This window comes from Leucobacter sp. G161, assembly GCF_001482305.1.
Lineage (GTDB): Bacteria > Actinomycetota > Actinomycetes > Actinomycetales > Microbacteriaceae > Leucobacter.
Window position 1 is genome coordinate 66,385 of sequence record NZ_LOHP01000061.1, and the last position, 20,322, is coordinate 86,706.

Genomic DNA, 20,322 nt, shown 5'->3' on the forward strand with positions numbered 1-20,322 from the left:
TCAGAAGTCGGTGCTGGGAGATTCGGGGGCGGGCCGCGGGGCATCGAGCGCTGCGTCCAGCAGCACGCCGAGCGAGTCCGAGAGCGCCGCGGATTCAGCAGAGCGCAAGCCCTCACCGGCGAGCATCACGGCTGACAGGTAGAGCGAGCGCAGGCCCGCGCCAAACACCGCGCTCCCCGGCGAATCGAGGAGCCGCCGGGCGACAGGCGAGGCGTCATTGAGCACGAGTGTGCGGGTGCGCGCCTGGCTCTCACCGGCGAAGGAGTCGAGCAGGCCGTCCCAGAGATCCGGGGAGGCACTGCGCTCGCGATCCAGATCGCGCCGGTGCTCCCCGTCAGGATCGCGCAGCAGCACGGCGGGCACCGTCTCGGGCGCGAAGGTGCGGAGGATCGCGTCACAATCTTCGTCGGCGAGCAGCCCTCGTGCAACGCTCAGGGCCCCCGCCGCGGCCATCTCACGTTCGACGCCCGGCATTCCGAGCACCTGTACGAGATCGGCTGACGACAGCTCACGCACCTGCCACCCGGGCTTCGCGGCGAGCTTTGCGAGAATGTCAGAGTCGTAGACGTAGCCAGCGTTCACCACAACCAGCCCCTGCGCGCGAGCGACCGCCGCGACCCGTTGGAATGCCTCAGTCGTCGACGTGTACACGAGTTCCCCGCCGTCTGCGACCATCGCGAGCGTCATCGGGCCGTCGCTCGTCTCGAACGGCAGCACCTCGGCGACGAGGTCGAGCATGTCCTGGTCGGTGAGTGCGATCGCCCGCAGCGCAAGATGATGCGTCTCCAGGACCTTGCGAGCGAGCTGGCTCGGCGTGCGGAGCGTGTCGAGTGCCCACCGCTTGATCTGCTCGCCGAGGGCGTCGCGCACACCGAGCAGGATCTCGTCGTCGTGGAGCTGCTCCCGGGAGGCGGTCGGCGAGAGCGTATCGCTGTCGATGACGGCTCGCACAAAGAACGACCAGTCGGGAAGCACGCGGTCGGTGCGGGTGCTCAGCAGCATCCGCTTCATGTACACCCGGTGCTGCCCAGAACCGGGGGTGACGGCCTGCGGCAGAATGAACGCGGCGCCGGTCACTCCAGCGACTGGCAACTCGAGGTCGATGTGTCCGAGGGGTGTGAATCCGAAGGTTCGCTCGCAGTAGTCGGTGAGCGCGGCGGCCCGCGCCGATCCACTCGGGTATTCGACCCGCCACGGCAGTTCCGGCTCCGTCACGCGGCGCCAGGTCCACTTGCCGCCCCCGCCGCCGCTCTCGCCTGTGCCGCCCGCAACCGGCACGCGCACCGCGACGTCGAAGGGCAGCAGCGACCCGTAGTCGCGCGCGAGCCCGAGCACAGTGTCGTTTGCCAGCCAGTGCGCGGCGTCGCGGCGGGCCGTAAGTCGCACGGTCGTCCCGATCTCGATCTCGTCACCCGCGCCCGGCAGCTCGGCCACATCGAATGTGCCCTCCGCACGCCCACGCCACCGCACGGGCACCGAGCCAGGCTTCGCGGAGCGCGACGTGAACTCGATCTGCTCGGCGACCATGAAGGCGGCGAGCATGCCGATCCCGAACTGCCCGATGAACTCACTGCGGCCGGTGCCCAGGGCGGTATCTCGTTTGGAGGAACGGCCAATCGTCGCGAGCAGCTCCGTCGCCTCATCGGCGGTGAGCCCGATGCCGGTGTCGCTCACCTCGAGCGTCGCGTTGCCTGCCCCGTCGGCATCTGTGCGGAGGCGGATCAGCGCCGGGGCGTCCGGCTCCTGCGCCACCCGCGCGGTCACCGCGTCAACCGCATTCTGGATCAGCTCCCGCAGGTACACCTGCGGCCCCGAGTACAGGTGCCTGGACAGCAGATCGACCATGCCGGTCAGGTCAACTTGAAAACGTTCGGACACGGAATTCCTCAGCTCAAAACGGGTGATTGTGTGACGACGGTGGTGGCGCGCGGGGCTCCCCCGTTACTCCTTGGGTTTCGCCTTCTCCCAGACGTCAGGGAACACCTCGTTCAGGTGCTCGAAGCCGGACATGCTGGTGTTCACGACGCACAGCAGGTGCTGGGTGAGCTGTTCGTCAGTGAGACCGTGCTCGTAGTCGACGTTGAGTTCAGCGTTCACGCGAACGTTTCCGGCGTCATCGCGCGCGACGTACATCTTCGGCCACAGCTTGTCGCGGTTCCACGCGTTCACCGTTTCGAGTGCCTCGACGTAGTGCTTTTCTTCGAGCTCGCCGCGCCAGAAGCCGCGCACGCACAACAGCTCATCGTTCTCACCATTCACGAAGAAGTAGAACGAACCGTACTCCCAGCCGCCACCAATATCACCGTCGGAATCGACGTTATATGACCAGCCGGCCTCTTCGAGTGAGTGCTTGATCCGATCCTTCGAGAGCGGCTTCAGCGCGCCCCCAACAGTCGGTGCCGGCGTGTCCTTGGTGAAAAATCCCATGCTGCGAGTTCCTTTCGGGTCGGTACTTCCAGTCTAAGAGTTTCCGACCCCGGCGACCGCTACTGGAACACGGTGATCCCGTACAGCACGAACACGAACAGGTGGGCTGCGCCGTGCAGCGCGGTGACCCTGCGACCCGAGAACGTCGTCATGGTGAGCAGCAGCGACACCCCGAGCAGCAGTAGGTTTGTCGGCCCCTCACCGAGGGTGACCGTCTGGCCGGTGAGCAGGCCAATAGTGAGCACTGCCGGGATAGTGAGGCCCACGGTCGAGACCAGAGCACCGTGACAGAGGTTGCTCACGCGCTGGATCTCGCCAGCAAGCGCCGCACGGATCGCCGTGATGGTCTCAGGCAGGAACACGATCATTGCGATGAGAATCCCTGAGAGCGCTACCGGGGCCCCGAGCCGGTCGAGGCCGTCGTCGAGCAGGGAGGCCATGTCGTGCGAGAGCAACACGATCGGCACGACCATCGCGACGAGCAGCAGGCTGCGGGCGATGAGCTCGGGCTTGTGGTGCGTGAGTGCGTCGGCGAGCTGGTTGCTGGGCTCCGCGGGCTGTCCGGCCGGCTGCGAACCCGGCCCCGCGGTCGCCACCACGACCTCCTGGAAGTCGCCGCGCTGCGCGCCCATCTGGCGCACGAGGAAGAAGGCGTAGAGCACCACCGTGAGCGCGATGATCGGGATCGCCTGGGCTGGCGTGTAGGAGCCGTCCGAACCGATGAGCGCGGGCAGCGCGAAGGCGACAGTGACGAGCACAACGAGCAGCGAGAGGTACGTCGAGACGCCGGTCTTATTCGGGCGCATGTTCGTGTGCTTCATCGCGCCAACAAGGAGTGCCAGCCCGACAACGAGGTTCAGGATGATCATCGAGACGGCCATCACCGAGTCGCGGGCGATCGTCGCGTGCTCCCCCGGTCCCAGCATCACGGCGGAGATGAGGATCACCTCAATGAGCACGATCGACAACGTCAGCACGAGCGTGCCGTACGGGTCTCCGAGCCTCTCAGCGAGATGCTCGGCCTCAGTAACGACGCCGGTGGCGGACGCGAGGATCACGGCAACGATCAGCCCGAGCACGGTGAACAGCACCGGCGTCGACAGGTCGCCGTCGAGGGCGCCGCCCGCGAGGGTGAGGGCGAGAAAGCCGCCCCAGCCGAGCACGAGCCTGATGATCGCTGCGGGGGTGAGTACCCGCTTGAGAACTGATGTGGTGGGCATAACGATGCACCCCTCTGCGGGGCCGTCCCCACTCAGCACACAGCCGCCGAGTCGTCCCGGCGGCACTGTCTGATTCTTATTCTATGTGGTGTTTCTGGGCACGGCATGGGCAGACGTGCCAGAACCGGGCGCACCATTGCGAGATAGACTGATTCGATGCCCAAACAGTCCGCCGCCCAGCCTCCCAAGGTGCGGCTTCCGTTCGAAGTGTGGGCCCTCGTCGCCGGCGGTTTTACCGTCGCCCTTGGCTACGGCGTCGTAGCCCCTGCGATCCCCCAATTCGCCCTCGAATTCAATGTCTCGACGTTCGCGGCCTCCGCAATCGTGAGCGCGTTCGCGCTCATGCGGCTCGTCGGCGCACCCCTCGCGGGATGGGTTGTCAGCAAGTTTGGCGAGCGCGCCACCTACACGACAGGGATCCTCATCGTTGCCGCGTCGACCGGCGCGGCAGCGTTTGCAATGAACTACCCGCAGTTCCTCATCCTCCGGGGCCTCGGAGGCCTCGGGTCTGCCATGTTCAGCATCGCTGCGACCGCGCTCCTCGTCGAGGCGAGCCCGCCGCAGGGACGGGCGCGCGTGGCGAGCGTCAACGCCGCCAGTTTCCTCCTCGGCGGGTTGCTCGGGCCGGTGCTTGGCGGCGTAGTCGCGAGCTACGGGCTGCGGGCGCCCTTCATCTTCTACTTCTTCACCCTTGTCGCCGCCGCGATCGTCGTCACCATCGCGCTCCGCAGCAAGCACGCGCTGCCGCAGACCGCACCGGGATCGAGGCCAGCGGGCGAGGAGATCACTCTCCGCGAGGCACTCCGGCTGCCCACCTTCCGGACGCTGCTCTTCTCGGCGTTTTCCTTCGGGTGGACATCCTTCGGGGTGCGCGTATCGCTCATCCCCATCTTTGTCGCTGTCGTCTTCGCCGGCGATGCCACCACGGCGGCGTGGGTGCTCGCCGCTTACGCCGCGGGCAACGCGCTCTTCATCTTCCCGTCGGGCAGGTGGAGCGACACCATTGGACGGACCCCGCTGCTCATCACCGGATTTCTGCTGCTCGCGGCAGCATTCGCCGCGTTCCCCTTCTCAGGCTCGCTGCCGGTAGCGATGGCGATCATCGTCGTGGCTGGCGTTGGCTCAGCACTCGCAAACCCAGGCCACCAAGCCGTTCTCGCAGATGTCATGGGCAAGCGAAAAGGCGGGATGGTGGTGTCCACCTACTCGATGGTGACCGACCTCGGCGGCGTACTCGGGCCGCTCATCGCGGGCGCGATCGTCGACCTCGCCGGTTTCGGCTGGGCGTTTGGCGTCACCGCCGCGCTGCTCACCGCAGCCGCGATCGCCTGGATGGCAACCTCGAAGCAGACCGCTGCGTTGAGCAGGGCGTAGCGCGGGCGCCCTGTCCTCGCGCGTGGCCCTGATGAGCGCGGCATCGCCGGAATCATCGCACAGCCAGAACCGCCTAGCCCGACGACACCGTCTCCGAGCTGCAGAAACGCCCGCGTTCGCCGTGGCCACCACTCTCTCAACCTGAAGAATCGCCACCCAGCGGTGCGCTCATTGGACATGCCCTCAGCGAAGTCAGGAGCGCTCGGCCGCAGAAAAACCCTGACTTCGCTGAGGACATGTCTTTTCGGCGCTCGTGTCTGCTGAGGTGAGCGGGCCGACTTGGCCAGCCAAGCGCTGCGGCTACTCGCCCTCGAGGTCGTCGACGCCGGGGAGCCAGCTCAACCCAGGCACACCCCAGCCACGCTTGCGCTCGATCTTCTGCGCAGTTCGGCTATCCGGGTGCACGAGGCGGTCCACGTAGAGCAGCCCGTTCAGGTGGTCGTACTCGTGCTGCATGATGCGTGCGAACCAGCCGCTCGCTTCGACCTCGAACGGCTTGCCGTCGATATCTTGCGCACGCAGGAGCGCCTTCTGCGACCGGCGCAGCGGGAAGCGCTCGCCGGGGAACGACAGGCAGCCCTCAACCTCGTCCTCCTCGGGGAGGCCGGGCTCGAGCGGCGCGATCCACAGCTCAGGGTTGATGGCGACGCCCTGCGCCGGCGCCTCATCCTGATCCTCATACATCCACACGAACAGCCGCTGACCGATCCCGACCTGGGGAGCAGCAAGACCGACACCGGGAGCCGCGACAGTCGTCTCGAACATGTCGTCGACGAGGGTGCGCAGCTTCGCATCAAACTCGGTCACGGGTGCCGCGGGGCGGTGCAGTACGGGCTCACCGCAGATGGTGATGGGGAGAATAGCCATGACGGCTAGCCTACCGGCGTCAGAGTGCGCAGTTAGACTGGCTTGACCGTATCCCCGCTCAAAGGAGTCACCGTGTCGAATGCCCCCGCAGAACAGATCGTCTGGATCGACTGCGAAATGACCGGGCTCGACACAGATAATGACGGACTGTGCGAGATTGCCGTGATCGTGACCGACTTTGACCTCACCCCGCTACACCCGGGCTTCGACATCGTCATCAACCCGGGTGAGGCCGCGATGGAGCACATGAACGACTTCGTGCGCAATATGCACGAGAAGTCGGGCCTGCTCCCCCGCATCGAGGCCGGCGTCACACCAGCCGAGGCGGAGACGCAGGTGCTGGAGTACATCAACCAGTTCGTCCCGGAGGGGCGTCGCCCACTCGTCGCCGGTAACACCATCGGCATGGACCGACGATTCGTTGCGAAGTACATGCCAACCCTCGAGGAGCGGCTGCATTACCGCTCCATCGACGTATCCACCATCAAGGAGCTCGCACGCCGCTGGTATTCGAAGGCGTACTATGGCGCCCCGGAGAAGCGCGGCGGGCACCGTGCACTCGCAGACATCGCTGAGTCGATCCAGGAGCTCGCTTACTTCCGCAGCGCCGTTCTCGTCGAGGGCGCCGGCCCTGACTCGAAGGCCTCGAAGAAGATCGCAACAGCGGTGAGCAAGCAGTACGCCCCGCTCATCGACGCGGAGCCTGCAGCGCAGCCCGACACCGCTTCGTCGCCGGAGTAACCGCGCTACGCCACCCCGAGACTCGCCGGGCGCGACACGCGATTGCCGCCGAATTGGCGAGGCGCTATCCCGTGGGATATGCTTATGGGGTTGCCGAGTGGGCTCCACCCCCTCGGCCGCATGGTGGCTATAGCTCAGTCGGTAGAGCACCGGCTTGTGGTGCCGGTGGTCGCGGGTTCAAGTCCCGTTAGCCACCCCAAATGGGAGAGGTTCAAACCCTCGACAAGAGTAACCACTCTTTGTCCGGTTTGAGCCTCTCCTCTCTTTTTAGCTTCGGCTGCCCAGTTGAGCGCGTTCATCTGTTCCTCGGTGTCGCAGAGCGAACCGAAGGGTCGCTCGTATTCGACCCGGACATCCCCTTCTTCCTCGATGAAGATTCGGTGGAAGAACGCCTGGTTGCACAGTCGCCGGTTCGCGTCATCAGCACGCTCGTACACACTGACGATGTTGGCGAGTAGCCCGAGCGAGTCATCGAGGTTTGCCCTGGCTGATGCATACTCGTCGTGGTGCGCTTCGAGCCGGTGCTGAATGTCACCGATCTGGTTCGCGATGCGATCCTGCTCTTGCTTCAACAAGTCAATCGGGACTGCCCCTGCATAGTGGGCTTGCAACAGCTTCATCCGCTCGCCATCGAGCCGGTCACGTTCGCTCGTGAGACGTGAGAGTTCTTTCGTCTCGTTAGCCATGAGCGAGTCGAAATCGGCGTGAATCTTCCCTGCGAGGTCTTGCCGCATGCCAGGTGACACTTCGACCATCTCGTAGTACTTCTCGATGAGCCGCTCAACATCTTCAATCAGCATCGCTTGCCTTGTACACTCGGTCTTCCCCGAATGCCTGCCCGAGCACACGAAGTACGGGTACACGTTGCCGTGTCGGTTCTTCGCGTTCGTGATGATCAGGCGCTCCCCGCACTGACCGCAGTACACCGTGCCCTTCAAATAGTGGTCATGCACCTGGGTCGCGTCAGCCGCAGACTTGTGTGAGTCGAGCACGGCCTGCACTTGGTACCAGACCTCTTTGGGCACGATCGGTTCATGGCTGCCTGTATAGGTTGCGCCTTTGAACGTGACGTCACCCTTGTAGTACGGGTTCGAGAGAATCCGGTGCAGTGTCGAGATCGCGATCGGTTTCGACGGCCGTTTTGGAGTCGGCAACGTCGTGAGCCCGCGGGCGATGAGTTCGCGATGAATCTGTGACAGGGTCCAGCGGCCTGATGCGTACACCTGGAACGCCCACGTGATGTGTCGTGCGCGTTCTTCATCGACCTTCACCGTTCGATTCTCACGACCTCGCTCGTCTCGCACGCCAATGTTGACGTAGCCAATCGGCGCACGATTGATGGTGCCGCCCTGCGCTGCCTTTTGCGTGAGCCCCTTCACTGTCTCGGTGGCGAGGTTCCGCGAATAGAATTCAGCAATCGACGACATGATGCCATGCAGCAGCATGCCCGACGGGGTCTCGTCAATGTTCTCACTCGCAGAAACAAGCATGACCCCGGCGTCACGAAGCGCTAGATGGATCGCGACATCATCGGCCCGGTTACGTGCGAGCCTGTCGACTGTGTGCACGATGCAATAGTTGACCTGATGCTCGGCGACGTACTTGATCATTCGCATCAATTCAGGCCGGTCCGCCTTGCGTGCAGATTCGCCAGCATCGACGAACTCCTCGACGATCGTCGCGCCAATCTGCTCGGCCTTGCGACGGTTCGCTTCGCGCTGCGCGGGGATCGAATACCCCTCGTCCGTGCCGCCCTTCTCTGCCTGTTCCTTCGTGGACACACGCAGGTACGTGACGGCGACTGCACCGCCGGACGGCACTGAGGGACGCACCAGATCATCGACCGCGGCGCGGCTAGGGTTTTGGCTCTTCATGACACTTCTCCGCAATGTGTGGTTCTGAATGCCCACCGCAGAATGTTCAACTGTGAATGTTGATCGTGAGAAGAGCCGAATGGCTGTAGGACTAGGCCGGAACGGCCACGTTATTTTGCCAAGCGCCATAGCGCGAGGGTTTTAGAACCACAACATCCACTTCCACAGCGGACTACTCCATTCTACTTCCGACGCTTGATCCCTGCCAGGGCGCCGTTCCAGGGCTCTGTGAAAGCGGCGCGAGCTTCGCCCGCATCCTGTAGCGCGAAGCGAATCAGCAGCTCGGCCAGCAGATCGACATCCGGTTGTTCTCGGTGCTCAGCTCGCACCGAGTATCTGCGCTCCGCGCGGCTGCGGCGGTCGGTCTTCCTCTCATATGGTCGAGGCATCACTCACGCACCTCGCCAGATTCGAGGTCGATGTTTGCGTAGAACGCATCCTCTGCGGCTTCTCGGGCACGCACCTGATCGAGCACGAAGTCGACGAAGTCTGCTTCGCGGTCGTGAATGACCTGCTCCACGACTTCTTGAGTGTTCTCTTCGCCTGGCCAGGGCGTCTGCCTGGTGGGACGATCTCGGTCTCGTCGAGTTCCGCTGGCAGCGACCCAGTCGCGCAGTCGCCCGCGGGCATCGGCGAAGTCGCGGTGCCAGCCGAACGGTGCCGAGCCATCTTGTTCCGCATCGTAAGCACTGAGCCAGTGCAGGTGCAGCGCCGACAACTCCCAGAGCAATTCTGGGTGGCGATGCCAGAGCGGTGGTATCTCGGATGCTGGAAGCCCATATTCCACTCTGAGCCAGTTCACCCACCGGTTGAGCGCGAGGAGTTCGTGCTCAAGGTCATGCGACGTAAGCAAGTTCCAGTTTATCGGACGCGGGGGTGCCGTCGCCTCCTCTGGGCCGAAGCTTGGATCCGGCATGTCGTCGAAAGCCGACTCAGGACGATCATTCTCAGTCATCGTTTCGCTCCTGTTGTTTCAGCGACCAAGTGCCGGAGCACTGGTGCTCGGCCGCTTCTGAGGGGATTCGAACGCGCGTCTCTGCCCGCGCGCCGGTGTATCCTGCGATGCTGAGCGCTGACTTCGATCCACGTCGTACTGGGTGCGCGCGGTGTCGTGACCGATCTTCTTAGCGACAAACTCCACGCCATCTGTTGCTTGGCCGTCGCGCTCGTAGCTGTACTCGTGCAAGTAGCCTTCGGCACCGAAGCTGTCGCCCTTTGAGAAGCGTTCGTATGCACGCTCTGCCGTTGCGCGGTACATCACCAGGTTGTGAAAGCTGGTTTCGAGCTTCGTGAATGTGCCGTCGTCTTCGCGGCGAAAGTTCTCTTGGCCGAAGCGTGCGTAGAAACGTGCGTCGCCGCGTTCAGTCTGCGTGAGTTGAGGGTCGCTAGCAATGAATCCTGAGATCGACTGCTGTGTGCGGATAGTCATGGGACCGTCCTCCTGCCTGATCGGGAGCAGCCACGTCAGCCGCTCATATCAGGCAGGTGCGTAAGCGCAACCAGCTCGGTAGCCCGTCACTTGTTTTCGGGCCGGTTTTCGGGCCGGTTTTCGAGCAGTGTTTCAATCTCGCTGCGCTCTAGCTTTAGCGACGCAGCGTCAGGCCGCTTTGGCCACGGCAGCAAATCGACGATGATCGGTGGAGCTGAGCGCAGCAAGACGACTCCTGTGCCGAACGGCATCGTGCGAATGCGGTCGGGCGGCATGATCGGCACCCGGCGCACGGAACGTTGACTGGATCGTGACCCGTAGTCACCGAGCGTCACGGAGTCTGTGAACTCGTCGCGTTCACCGATCAAGGTTGAGAGGTCTTGCAGGTCTCGCGAGTTCGATGCGCCACCGAGGATTATCTTCGCGATGCTCGCGTCCCAGATTGCAGCTGCCTGATCTTCACTCCATTTGTCGCGGGCCTGAGCGAGTGACTGCAGCACGGGCATCGCCGTGATCCCTGTACCACCGCCCTCCGCCATGAGCGTTGGCAGTGAAGGTAATGGCGCGAGGTTGCCGATCTCGTCGAGCGCGAGCAGCAACGGCGGATCGAGCCGTGCCCCGGGTGATCGAGCCGCCATGCGACGGGCGGTTTCGACAAGATCCTCGACGAACGCTGCAACGAGTGCAGCACTGTTCCCCGCGCCCGCGCCAGTTGCGAGCAGAAAGAGGGTGCCTTTATCCCGAATGAACGTTTCCGGGTCGAAGGCTTCATTTGGGCCAGGGCTCACCGCATCGAGCACACGAGGGTCAGCGAGAGCGGCGAGAGCGAGCGAGACGCCCTGCCAGATCGAGTCGCGGGTGCGTGGATCGGTCTCGATCATCGCTTCCAGGCCATCAGACCAGCCGGTTGCAGCACGAGGTGAGGCATTCAAGATGCCGACGGCGTCGGCAGCGGCTGACGGGTCGAGTGTCCAGCGGAACAGCTCTGCGGGTGTGCGATTATCAAGCGCCGCAGCATGCAGCATCGCTTGCAGTGCGACACGAGTCTTACCTTCCCAGAATCCGCCGCCGTCGACACCCCCGTCGGCAAGCCCGGTGGCCGCCGCAAGACCGGCCGCGCGAATCATCGCGGTGAGCGGATCCTCACAACCTCGAATCGGAGACCATCGCAGCCCCGCGGGTACTCCTTCCGCCAAGTGTTGCGGGTCGAAGACCATGACAGGACCGACTCGCATTCGTGCGCGCAGCGTCGCGGTCAGATTGTCGGGCCGAGTGGAGGTCGTCACGACCGCGCCCGGTGCATCGAGGATCGCCGGGATCACAATGTGCAGACCCTTACCTGAACGAGGTGGTCCAATGAGCAGGATCGAGTCTTCGACGCTTGCCCACACCTCCTTGCCGCGAGACTGTCCGAGTCGATATCCAACATCGGCGGATCCCGGCTTCTCTAGTGACGGGCGGAGCGTGCCAGCACGGCGCAGCAGTGCACGGGAGGATGCGGTGGCCTGCACCTCGTGGGCAGTTGCGGTGCCCGGTAGCCTGCGCGGGTCGGTGTCAACCTTCCGTGAGTGCCGTCGCCACCGCCTCCAGGCCCACATGATCAGAACGACGAGGATGGCGAGCATTGCGCCCGCAACCAGCCAGTACATGAACGGGTTCAATTCTTCGGCACCGAGTGCCCTGCCTGGATCAGTCGGATCAAACAAGACGCCGACGCCCCCCGCAATCCCTTCACCGGGCTGGCTCGCTCCAGTCAGAAATGCCGCGATCGAACCGGCAGCACGAAGCACGAGAGTGAGCCCGAAGGCGCCGATGAGCGCCCCGATCAAGATGTTCGTCATCTCGTCGCCGAATGAACCGGCCTGCCGCCCTTGCGTTCTCATGGGAGCCGCTCAGTCACGATACGTCCGGACACGTACCCGATGAGCGCCACTTCGCGTGCTTGGTTCACGAGTTGGTCAAGGTCGATCACTGCCCGAGCGACGCCGGAAACATCACCTTCTGCGGTGCTCACCGGAATCGCGACAAGAACGTCCTCCCCTTGAATGAACCCGTCACCGGTGATTTCGACAAGCCGTGGAGGTCTGCCTCGCCGTGCTCGTCGAGATTCAGGCTGCACAGCGGGCTGTGTCGCTACTTCGGTCGCCTCAGCAGTGCCGCGCCCGGCATGGATGATCTCAGTGAAGACGCTGCCGTCGCTTTCACGCACTTCAAGCCGTATCGAACGACTGCGCTGTTGTGTGAGCGTGTCCAGCAGTTCACCGAACTGGGCTCGGCTCCAATGCTCTGCGTAGATTGGAGGTGGAACCTCGACACCGTCGAACGTGGCGCTAACCGCCCCCATCTCCCTAACGGTGATAACCGCCAGCGGCAGATCAACAAGCGGGCGTTCGGACATGCGAAGATCAACGTTTTGATTGCTCATAGCTATGAGGTGTTCGACCTGACCCAATTCACTAACCGGTCATGCGGCCGGTCGTGTCGAAGAGTTCTAGCTCGGCCGGGTGTAGCTGATGTTGGCACACAAATGATCGATCCTTGATGCGCCAAAGCCCCTGCCCTACGCCGAGGCCGGGCAGGAGTTTCTGCTCGGTGCCGGTGAGCCCGAGCGACGCTGCAGTGACGCCGAGCTGGTCGGACTCTTGCCGGTAGATGATCCTCGTCTCAGCGTTCGCGAGCAGGCTGTTTGCAAGTGCGCGCATGGCTGAACCCTGGTCGCCGACGTTTTCGAGATCGGTGAGCTTGTGAAAGATGAGCATGTTGGCGATACCGTAGTGACGAGCGAGTCGCCAGTGCGCATCCATCCTCTTCAGTAGTGCGGGGTGCGACATGAGCCGCCAAGCCTCGTCGTAAATGCACCATCGCTGCCCGCCATTCGGGTCGAGTAGTGCGGACTCCATCCACGCAGACGAACAGGTCATCAGCACCGAGATCAGGGTCGAGTTCTCGGCGACCCGCGAAAGGTCGAGTGAAATCATCGGCAGGGTCGGGTCAAACTGCACTGTCGATGGTCCATCGAAGAGGCCCGCAAGGTCACCCGCAACAAGACGCCGGAGCGCGTGGCCGACAAGGCGGCCGTCTTCTGCCAGGCGACCATCAGGGTCCGCTGCGCTGCTCGGAGAGAGGATCTGGTCCACGACCATGGGCAAGATCGGTACCGAGTTCGCTCGCACCGTCTCGGTCAAAGCTGTGTCAATCGCCGTGTGTTCTAGCGGAGTGAGCGGGCGCGTGAGCACAGTTTCGGCAAGCGCACCAATGAGATCACGCCGACGAGCGGCGAGTGTCGATGCCCACGTCTCATCACTCATCCCGAGTGGTCGATAACCTTCATCGAGAGGATTGAGCCGTGTGCTGAGTCCGTGCCCGAGTACGATCGCGCGCCCACCAACGGCTTCGGCTACTGCGGTGTGCTCGCCTTTGGGATCGCCGGGTACGTAGACTCGCCTCCCAAATGGGAGCGAGCGTGTGTAGAGACTCTTCGCGAGTGACGATTTACCGGAGCCGACGATGCCCGCGAGCACCAGATTTGGTGCGGTGATGAGTCCGCGCGCGTAGAGCACCCAGGGGTCGTACACGAACGAGCCACCCGAGTAGAGATCCTGTCCGACGAAGACGCCTTCGGATCCGAGCCCGCCTTCGGCAAGAAATGGGTACGCGCTCGCGAGGGTGGCTGAGGTGTCCTGATGCCGCGGCAGTTTGAATCTGCTGGGTGAACGCAACTGGGCAGGTCCAAGTGCCCCTGCGTTCGGGAGGTAAGTGGTGGATCGGCGCTCTGCTTGTTCCGCCTCATACTTCTTTCGCGATGCAAGTTTTTCGGCTTCGCGCTGTTCGACCTGAAGTTTCTTCGCAGCGTTGCTTCGCTGCTTACGTGCTCGCCGTTTCTCTGCAGTCGGTGCGACGAGCACCGAGGTGTGCAAGCGTTCGGTGTCGCCCTTGTTCACAGCCCCAGTCCTCTCGCTCGCTTGACCGCAGCAACACCGGGGTGTTCAAACCAAGTTGATGGTGACGCGCTGGGCCGCAAGTCATGCGCGAGTGAACTTGAACTGATGGGGCTCTCGTCAGTGATGACGTCGGAGGGGCTGATCTCGTGGAGCCGGTAGAGCCCGACGTGACCGAAGGAGTGACTGAACGTCATGTCGTAGTTCTGGCTACGCACCTCTTGCTCCAGCGGACCGGTTGGCGGTAGGTCATAGACGTAGCCGTTCTCAAGGGCTGCCTGGGTAGTTTCGTCCCCGTAGTCCCAATTCTTCAGATAGTCCAGTGCTGCATCGGCACCTTCGTCGTCGATCAATTGCAGCAGCTCATCCGCGTCATCGCCTTGCAGAAAGCAGACACCTATCCAGCGTTGGACTGACACCGGATTGTCTGCGGGCTCGGTGTGCCACGCGATTCTTCCAGCCGCCGACATCGCCACGTTGAGACGCTCCTCGGCCTGATCAATGAAGGTTGCCGCCTGGTGCAATTCATCGGCCGCAGCCAACGCGTCCTTCGATCCTGCTGAGTGATCACCAGTGTCGTCGAATGCAAGTGGCCGGTTCGAGGCATGAGCCGTAGCGAGTTGGTCGAGCACCTGTCGTAGGGATCGCACCCCGCCAAGCAGGTCGCCGACGACAGCGTACATTTCTTGTGGATGCCCGAACCGTCGGCTTGCGTGCGCCAGACCGCGCAATGCCTCGGATGCTTCACCGGCATCAGCGCCGGGATCGTAAAACGTGGGCATGGAGTCCTCCTCAGCTGCTGTTGCTGAGCAGGTGTGCGTCCCGTGCCATGATTTGGCTGGGAAGTACACTGGCAACAACGCGCATGCGGGCTAATGCATAGGTAGGAGAATCCATGTCTGATCCTGGATATACGGACTATGACGCTGTTGTTCGAGTCTTCGAGAATATGAAGCTCTCGAATTCCGGGTACGCGGACGATGCCGTAAACGCAATGCTTCGTAACACAGCATCGAACTCTCTCGAAACCCATGCACCTATCTTTCTTAAGGGCGAGGCGGAAGACGGCTTGAAGAAGGTTGTGAAAGCACTTGGGGACCTCCCGCCCGGGACCAAAGTCATCCTGCTTGCTGGTGCGGTGGTAGTTGTCGGAGGTGCAGTCGCAATTGGAAAGAACTGGGATTCAATCAAGACGTTCAGTACTCGGGTGGTGAACAGATTCCGCCCCAACAAAGCTGTAATCTCCAAGGTGAGTGAGCTTGATGCCATTGAGATTGATATCCAAGTTCCGTCAGCCTCTCTTGAAACATCTCCACAAACAACGGATATCGAGGTAGTTGAAGGAGAGACGGAGATTGTTCTCAGCCTTGACGAATGGCGAAATCTGTTCCGAAGCGCTTTGGCACTTAACTCCTTTGAAGAGCAGATTTGGTTGCTTTTGTCTCGCGCAACAATTGAGGCGGGTGACGACAGAACTCTGACTTGGCAGCGCCAGATGAGAGAACTCCCTAAAGATGAGTTCTTGCAGTTGGTCAAAGAGGCAATTGAAGCCGTGCCTCAGCAGCAAGACGACGAAGTGGTCACCGAAGTCATGAAAGTGCTAATTCGTCACCTTGGGCGTGGTGAGGAAGAACAAAAGCCCTTGGAGTAGGAGCGGACTGAAAGAAGGCTCTACGGGAACGGGATTTGAGGATTGGGATCAAACCACCCGACACAGTGGCAGTGCCGCCGCGGTGAATGCCTGAGCCTGTTGGCCGACGAGCAAGCGAGTCTCGCAGGAGGCCTGAATGGCGGCCTGTTCGATCGCGGCCATGGAGGCGTCGAGTTCGTCGGCGCTCGCCGCCGAGACGCTAATGAGTCCGGTGTAGCGAAGCACACCGTGACCTGCTGTGAGGTCGGCTTCTTGCTGAAGTACGTCGTGAAACTCAGCTGTTTGTGATGCGTCTTCGATCTGTCCGATCCGTTGCCGCTGGTGGGCATCAGAGATGTACTCGGTCTTCTTCTTGCGAATGTCTCGCGCCGCCTGGTCGGAACGCATCGGGGTACACAGCAGTGAGAACGAGCGCTGGATTCCGCTGGACAGTAGCACTGGTGCGAGAAATCCTGGGTACACCATCGATCGCGGCCATTCGCTGATCCACAGCACCGCGTGATGAGCTGAATCGGTGCGTAGCCCCGACCATGTTTCATTTACTGCGACTGGGCCAGCGGTGGCAAGCGACTGACCGAGTTCACCGTGTCGTTCGAGCGTTGCAGCGACGGCCGGGTCGTAGGCGGAGCGCAGAATCACGGCGATCTGCCCGCAATTGAGCCACGCGGATGGTGCAAGATCTGCGGACCGAACCGCAGCGACCAGCGTGGACATCTCCTGCCGCAGGACCGCAGCACCGCCGCGAACTCCGCCACCCGCTGTGCGAATCTGGCGTGCCGCGGCGCGCATGTCGAGCGACAGCGAGAGCGTCGTCGCATGTCGTTCCCCTGTGGGGCCTGCACGCTCGATGAGTTCCGCATAGGTCGTTGATGCCCACGTGTCATCCTGCGTGCCGTGCGCTTCCCACCATTCAGCAAGTCCGGTGCCCGAGTCAGGCAAAGTCCGCTCCAACACTTGAAGCATTGAGACGCGTCCGGACCGGCAGACGGTCGCGAGCACTCGCCCCCACGATGCCACCCTCCGCTCCTGCTCACCGGGATCGAGGAGCACGAACGCCGGGTGTGTTACTTGGAGGACGGCAGTCAGGGTCCCAGCGGCAGGATCGTGGATCATCCCCGCACCAGTGACGGGGTCCTCGTACTCGCGAAGTCGAGCCATGTCACCAGGTAGAGCGAGGGTTCCGGCGGGCCGGGGTGTCACGACTCTGCGGCGGTACAGCAGTTGCCCGCCGGTGGACTTCCACATCCACCAGAATGCGACTGGGATCCACTCGACGATTGCGCGCCCCGCGATCGGCACCCAGGTGAGCGCTGCAGCGAGCACCCAGATGGGTGCGGTGAACGCGATGAGAGTGCCGCCTCCGGCGTAGAACGCCCACACGAGAGCGCCCACCGCAACGCCGAGGGCGACGAGCTGTGAGACCGAGAGGCCGAGCAGAACGCCGCGGCGGGTGAGTCGGGAGAACTTCACCGGGGTGAGTTCACCGGTGCTCTGGTTTGGCGTGCTCTTCGAAGACATGGCGGGTCACTCTTTCGGTAGTTTCTGTGCAGGCGGCGCGGGCCTCGGTGGAGCCGGATCAGCCGACGGAGTCCTGGGTTGAGGCGCAGCAGGTCGAGCTGTCTGGGACGGCGCGGTCGGTGCCGCGTTCTGGGCAGCGGAACCCGCCGCAGTTTCAGCAGCGCCTCCGACCGCGCCACCGGCTTTCGGTCCCGCAGTTGCGGCGGTCTTCGCAACCTCTGCGCCAATGACAACAGCGGCGGCAGGGCCAGCGGCTGCAGCTCCTGCTCCGGCACCGCCCGCAGCAGCCCCGCCCGAACCTCCAGCTGTGCCTGCGGCCGCGCCACCGCCTGCTCCGGCGGTCGCCGATTTTGCTCCGGCCGCGCTCGCGCCCGATCCACCGTTGCCGCCGCCACCATCAAGGACCTTCTTGACTCCGTCACTCTGTGCTTTCGCAGGCACGGGAACGGGACGATTGACGGCGCCTTTGGCCTCTTGTTCGCTACCCATGGCGTGGTACAGATCGAAGCCGAGGAACGAGATGAATCGGTACACCATGTATGGGGCAAACGCTGCGATGAATAGCAGCACGATCCCGCTGACAGGTTCGGTCACCGCAGCGAGATCAACGGCAATGGGCGTCGAGATCTGAGTGATCGCGATGAGGAATACGACCACGAGCACGAGCTTCGAAACGATCAGCGCGATGACGAATGCGGCCCATTTTCCGACCCATCCGGGGGGGACGTCCCAAGCAGCACCGGCGAACGCGATCGGCGCGAGCACGATTGCGACCAAGAGCAGTGCTTTACGGATGAGAAGCGAGAACCACACGATCGCTATCGCGCAGATCATGAGCCCTGCAAGGAAGATCGTCACGATCGCGCCTACACCGGGGGCTGCGACGTTGATCGTCGCGAGACCGGCAGTGAGGAGCATGATTTTGTCGCCCATGGTGCCGGTGGTTTCTCCTGCGGCCTGCACTATGCCGATGCAGAGCTGATCTACGATCTCCAGCGCTGTTGCGGTCAGGGTGATCACAACGAACGAGCCGAGGACCGCTTTTGCAGCTCCCAGTGCTGCACGTGAGAGCGCGGCAGGTTCGCGCCGGATCAGGCCAAGCACCAGTTGGAACGTGAAGAACAGCAAGACGACGAAGACGCCAATGCCGAAGAGCAGGTTGTAGACACCGAGGTAGCCGTCGCTCGTGACGTCGACGAGGGTGGTCGAGTCGAAGACTTGCCACATCGTTTCAAGCAGCCATCCGGCAGCTTGCCCCATGGTCGAGGCAAGCCAGTCGAATGGTGCCGAGACGAGAGTCGCCGCCGCTTCACCGGCGGTTTCGCAGACTGCTGAGATGACGGGGATGTCGCACACACTCATCAGATGCCCCCTTTGGGTTAGTGATGAGGCGGGTTAGACCTGCTGGCCGACGGCCCAGAAGAAATTGATCAGGGTCACTGCTGCGCCACACAGAACAGCGGCACCGCACGAGACGAGCACACCGACCTTGCCGCGCGATGCCAGATGCGGGTTAGAGGAGTTCGATCCGAAACCCCAGACGATCGCTGAAATGATGAGGGCGAGCACGCTCAGAATCAGACCGACGGTCATGACAGCACCCACGATGGTGCGCAACTGAGCGATGCCAGGAAGGCCCGAGTCATTCGGCGTGATGTCGATGTTCATCGGCACCAACGTGGTCAGATAAGCGGATGCTTCCATCAAAGGTGAGGCGAGTTCAAACACAACGTGCTCCTTGCGGCAGAACCGCCAGGTTGGCGGCAGACGAAACATGGTCGCCTACAAGGTGGGCCGCCACCCCCTGCTGCAATCTGTTCTCTTTGAACACTTGTCAAGCGGCGAGATGGACAATGCACCTCCCTGAGGGTGGTCCGCCGAAGCCTGACGTTAAGATAAGAAGCAACTTGATCGGGGGTTGCGGGTGGCTAGATATCGAAGCAGTGGCTACCGAGGCGGTGGCGCTCGAAGTAGCGCCTACAGAGGAGGTAGCTCTCGAAACTACGGTACGTCTAGCCGTAGTACTTCATCAGCGAGTGGAGCTAAAGGAAAGAGCGGTGGTCGAACCTATTCCGCGAACACCCGTTCATTCGTAGCAGGGAAGATCGCTGGGCAGTACCAGGCTAAAGGGTACTCCAAGGCTCATGCCCAGCACATCGGCAACAAGGTTGTCGGCAAAGCTGGCTCGACTTTTAGACCTGGCAATGGCTCTAGACAAAGCTGGACTGCAGGAGTTGTGACAGGACGTAACCAAGGACTCTACGGGTACGGGCAAAGGCGTTCGACCTACATTGGTAATGCCGTGGTTCGTAAACAAGCCTTGAGACGTTCCGAATCTGTTCAGCAATCCGCGCCGCTCGTGCAGGCTCGTACATCCAAACTGGTGAATAGTCTTGCGCGAGCGGAAAGTCTACTGAGGTCAAGCCCCGCGCCTCGCCAGCTCCGCTCTCTCTCGAAGCGGAAACTTCAAATTCTGTCGAGGATCTCGTCCAGCACGGGAGCGCGCAAATTGATTGGCATCAGATCTAAGATTCTCGGTTTTGATAACAGTCGACCGCTCACCGATCGCCCCGTCACCACCTCCCTGCCAGACAGCTCGCCCCCCAAGAGCAAGATCGTTGGCTGGGGCGAAGGCGTAAACGTACAGCAGGTGTCGAGCAAGATCGTTAGATTCGCTGGAGCCAGTGTAGGCGCCAGTTCGAATGAAGCGAGCGCAGGCGGTGAAACCAATGAGTCGCGCTAGCACCCTCCACTTCTTCGATACTTCGAGCCTCCTAGTCTCCTGTTGGAACGGCGATGAAAGGAAAGGAGAAGAAATCGTTCATGATCAGGCCAAGGAGACCACGTTTTGGTCTGAAGAAATTTCGAGGCTTGCAAAGAGAGGTCGGCTAGTACTTGCGACTCGAAACCATGATGAGCTGGTAAAGCATTCACGCTCAAGCCAGAAAAAGGATCTTGCGAAAAGGGCGCGCTATACACTTGCGAAGCTTTCACCGCTCGTGAATGCTGGCACGATCGAAGTCGCGGGGGATTCGAATGACCCCTTCGCAGATGCCGTACTCCTCTCAGTTGCACTGAAATTCCGCACACAAGCAAACCTTCATTTCATTACGCAAGATCGTGCACTTGCCAAAGACCTTCAGCGGATAATCGAATTCGAGTCCGTAAGACCGCGTGGTGGCCAAACGATGTCTGTTTCCCGAGTGGGTCTGATGCACGTTTAGGTGACATTCAACATGGCTAGTTTCTGCTGGCCTGGAAGGATGAACCTATGCCTCCTCGT

Annotated in this window: 18 protein-coding genes, 1 tRNA gene and 1 pseudogene; 6 read left to right on the forward strand and 14 right to left on the reverse strand. The window is 62.1% G+C overall.

Annotated elements, in window-relative coordinates; all coding sequences use genetic code 11:
* The 3 genes from AUL38_RS09305 to AUL38_RS09315 all read right to left on the reverse strand — a co-directional run bounded on the left by AUL38_RS09305 (window position 1) and on the right by AUL38_RS09315 (window position 3,647).
* Window positions 1-1,878, reverse strand: a complete 1,878-nt coding sequence (locus AUL38_RS09305; protein WP_059061387.1) for an HSP90 family protein — start codon at window positions 1,876-1,878, stop codon at window positions 1-3.
* Window positions 1,879-1,941: 63 nt separating this feature from the next.
* Entirely contained in the window at window positions 1,942-2,427 is a 486-nt protein-coding gene (locus AUL38_RS09310) for a YbjN domain-containing protein (protein ID WP_059061388.1), read from the reverse strand.
* Window positions 2,428-2,486: 59 nt separating this feature from the next.
* Window positions 2,487-3,647 (reverse strand): calcium:proton antiporter, encoded by a 1,161-nt coding sequence (locus AUL38_RS09315; RefSeq protein WP_059061390.1) that lies wholly within the window; start codon window positions 3,645-3,647, stop codon window positions 2,487-2,489.
* A gap of 156 nt (window positions 3,648-3,803) precedes the next feature.
* Here AUL38_RS09315 and AUL38_RS09320 point away from each other — a divergent pair, with 156 nt between their 5' ends.
* The gene (locus AUL38_RS09320) at window positions 3,804-5,021 is read left to right on the forward strand and encodes an MFS transporter (protein ID WP_059061391.1); all 1,218 of its coding nucleotides are present in this window, start codon (window positions 3,804-3,806) and stop codon (window positions 5,019-5,021) included.
* Window positions 5,022-5,321: 300 nt separating this feature from the next.
* Here the strand turns inward: AUL38_RS09320 and def are convergent, their stop codons facing one another.
* A complete protein-coding gene (gene def / locus AUL38_RS09325) occupies window positions 5,322-5,888 on the reverse strand; it encodes a peptide deformylase (protein WP_059061393.1) in 567 nt (188 codons plus the stop codon).
* Between the two features lie 72 nt (window positions 5,889-5,960).
* On the opposite strand from def, the gene orn reads away from it, so the two are divergent.
* From orn to AUL38_RS17755, 4 genes are all read left to right on the forward strand, one after another.
* Window positions 5,961-6,629: an oligoribonuclease gene (orn, locus tag AUL38_RS09330; RefSeq protein WP_083506748.1), complete on the forward strand. Its 669-nt coding sequence runs from the start codon at window positions 5,961-5,963 to the stop codon at window positions 6,627-6,629.
* Window positions 6,630-6,752: 123 nt separating this feature from the next.
* A tRNA-His gene (locus tag AUL38_RS09335) sits at window positions 6,753-6,828 on the forward strand.
* A 1-nt stretch (window position 6,829) separates the two neighbouring features.
* Window positions 6,830-7,087, forward strand: coding sequence for a hypothetical protein (locus AUL38_RS17750; RefSeq protein ID WP_059061394.1), 258 nt, complete (start codon window positions 6,830-6,832; stop codon window positions 7,085-7,087).
* Window positions 7,088-7,132: 45 nt separating this feature from the next.
* Window positions 7,133-7,291, forward strand: a complete 159-nt coding sequence (locus tag AUL38_RS17755) for a hypothetical protein (RefSeq protein WP_235590674.1) — start codon at window positions 7,133-7,135, stop codon at window positions 7,289-7,291.
* Window positions 7,292-7,402: 111 nt separating this feature from the next.
* Here AUL38_RS17755 and AUL38_RS17760 read toward each other — a convergent pair.
* From AUL38_RS17760 to AUL38_RS09380, 7 genes and pseudogenes are all read right to left on the reverse strand, one after another.
* A pseudogene (locus tag AUL38_RS17760) lies at window positions 7,403-8,632 on the reverse strand (recombinase family protein); the annotation flags it as partial.
* 259 nt (window positions 8,633-8,891) lie between these two features.
* Window positions 8,892-9,419: a hypothetical protein gene (locus tag AUL38_RS09355; RefSeq protein WP_059061458.1), complete on the reverse strand. Its 528-nt coding sequence runs from the start codon at window positions 9,417-9,419 to the stop codon at window positions 8,892-8,894.
* 57 nt (window positions 9,420-9,476) lie between these two features.
* Complete coding sequence (locus tag AUL38_RS09360) at window positions 9,477-9,932, reverse strand: single-stranded DNA-binding protein (RefSeq protein WP_059061400.1); 456 nt, start codon at window positions 9,930-9,932, stop codon at window positions 9,477-9,479.
* 86 nt (window positions 9,933-10,018) lie between these two features.
* Window positions 10,019-11,815, reverse strand: a complete 1,797-nt coding sequence (locus AUL38_RS09365; RefSeq protein WP_059061402.1) for a type IV secretory system conjugative DNA transfer family protein — start codon at window positions 11,813-11,815, stop codon at window positions 10,019-10,021.
* Window positions 11,812-12,330, reverse strand: coding sequence for a hypothetical protein (locus AUL38_RS09370; RefSeq protein ID WP_083506751.1), 519 nt, complete (start codon window positions 12,328-12,330; stop codon window positions 11,812-11,814). Before AUL38_RS09370 ends, AUL38_RS09365 begins: the two co-directional genes overlap by 4 nt.
* A 58-nt stretch (window positions 12,331-12,388) precedes the next feature.
* On the reverse strand, window positions 12,389-13,873 hold the full coding sequence (locus AUL38_RS09375; protein WP_059061406.1) for an ATP-binding protein: 1,485 nt from the start codon (window positions 13,871-13,873) through the stop codon (window positions 12,389-12,391).
* Window positions 13,870-14,652 (reverse strand): hypothetical protein, encoded by a 783-nt coding sequence (locus AUL38_RS09380; RefSeq protein ID WP_059061409.1) that lies wholly within the window; start codon window positions 14,650-14,652, stop codon window positions 13,870-13,872. The genes AUL38_RS09375 and AUL38_RS09380 overlap by 4 nt, the downstream gene beginning before the upstream one ends.
* Before the next feature lie 113 nt (window positions 14,653-14,765).
* Here AUL38_RS09380 and AUL38_RS09385 point away from each other — a divergent pair, with 113 nt between their 5' ends.
* Entirely contained in the window at window positions 14,766-15,521 is a 756-nt protein-coding gene (locus AUL38_RS09385) for a hypothetical protein (protein ID WP_059061411.1), read from the forward strand.
* A 48-nt stretch (window positions 15,522-15,569) separates the two neighbouring features.
* Here the strand turns inward: AUL38_RS09385 and AUL38_RS09390 are convergent, their stop codons facing one another.
* Genes AUL38_RS09390 through AUL38_RS09400 form a run of 3 tightly spaced genes read right to left on the reverse strand, consistent with a single transcriptional unit; the run spans window position 15,570 to window position 18,743 of the window.
* Window positions 15,570-17,039 carry an SCO6880 family protein gene (locus tag AUL38_RS09390; RefSeq protein ID WP_059061413.1) on the reverse strand — a complete coding sequence of 490 codons (1,470 nt, stop codon included), beginning with the start codon at window positions 17,037-17,039 and terminating at the stop codon, window positions 15,570-15,572.
* Window positions 17,040-17,045: 6 nt separating this feature from the next.
* Window positions 17,046-18,401: a hypothetical protein gene (locus AUL38_RS09395; protein ID WP_059061415.1), complete on the reverse strand. Its 1,356-nt coding sequence runs from the start codon at window positions 18,399-18,401 to the stop codon at window positions 17,046-17,048.
* A gap of 33 nt (window positions 18,402-18,434) precedes the next feature.
* On the reverse strand, window positions 18,435-18,743 hold the full coding sequence (locus AUL38_RS09400; RefSeq protein ID WP_059061426.1) for a DUF6112 family protein: 309 nt from the start codon (window positions 18,741-18,743) through the stop codon (window positions 18,435-18,437).
* Window positions 18,744-20,322 lie beyond the last annotated feature (1,579 nt).

What these genes read in the sequence shown, in the direction of transcription:
- AUL38_RS09310 (WP_059061388.1), bottom strand. Translation starts at nt 2,427, where the DNA reads ATGGGATTTTTCACCAAGGACACGCCGGCACCGACTGTTGGGGGCGCG.
- AUL38_RS09315 (WP_059061390.1), bottom strand. Translation starts at nt 3,647, where the DNA reads ATGCCCACCACATCAGTTCTCAAGCGGGTACTCACCCCCGCAGCGATC.
- AUL38_RS09320 (WP_059061391.1), top strand. Translation starts at nt 3,804, where the DNA reads ATGCCCAAACAGTCCGCCGCCCAGCCTCCCAAGGTGCGGCTTCCGTTC.
- def (WP_059061393.1), bottom strand. Translation starts at nt 5,888, where the DNA reads ATGGCTATTCTCCCCATCACCATCTGCGGTGAGCCCGTACTGCACCGC.
- AUL38_RS17750 (WP_059061394.1), top strand. Translation starts at nt 6,830, where the DNA reads ATGGGAGAGGTTCAAACCCTCGACAAGAGTAACCACTCTTTGTCCGGT.
- AUL38_RS09355 (WP_059061458.1), bottom strand. Translation starts at nt 9,419, where the DNA reads ATGCCGGATCCAAGCTTCGGCCCAGAGGAGGCGACGGCACCCCCGCGT.
- AUL38_RS09360 (WP_059061400.1), bottom strand. Translation starts at nt 9,932, where the DNA reads ATGACTATCCGCACACAGCAGTCGATCTCAGGATTCATTGCTAGCGAC.
- AUL38_RS09365 (WP_059061402.1), bottom strand. Translation starts at nt 11,815, where the DNA reads ATGAGAACGCAAGGGCGGCAGGCCGGTTCATTCGGCGACGAGATGACG.
- AUL38_RS09370 (WP_083506751.1), bottom strand. Translation starts at nt 12,330, where the DNA reads ATGTCCGAACGCCCGCTTGTTGATCTGCCGCTGGCGGTTATCACCGTT.
- AUL38_RS09380 (WP_059061409.1), bottom strand. Translation starts at nt 14,652, where the DNA reads ATGCCCACGTTTTACGATCCCGGCGCTGATGCCGGTGAAGCATCCGAG.
- AUL38_RS09385 (WP_059061411.1), top strand. Translation starts at nt 14,766, where the DNA reads ATGTCTGATCCTGGATATACGGACTATGACGCTGTTGTTCGAGTCTTC.
- AUL38_RS09390 (WP_059061413.1), bottom strand. Translation starts at nt 17,039, where the DNA reads ATGTCTTCGAAGAGCACGCCAAACCAGAGCACCGGTGAACTCACCCCG.
- AUL38_RS09395 (WP_059061415.1), bottom strand. Translation starts at nt 18,401, where the DNA reads ATGAGTGTGTGCGACATCCCCGTCATCTCAGCAGTCTGCGAAACCGCC.
- AUL38_RS09400 (WP_059061426.1), bottom strand. Translation starts at nt 18,743, where the DNA reads ATGGAAGCATCCGCTTATCTGACCACGTTGGTGCCGATGAACATCGAC.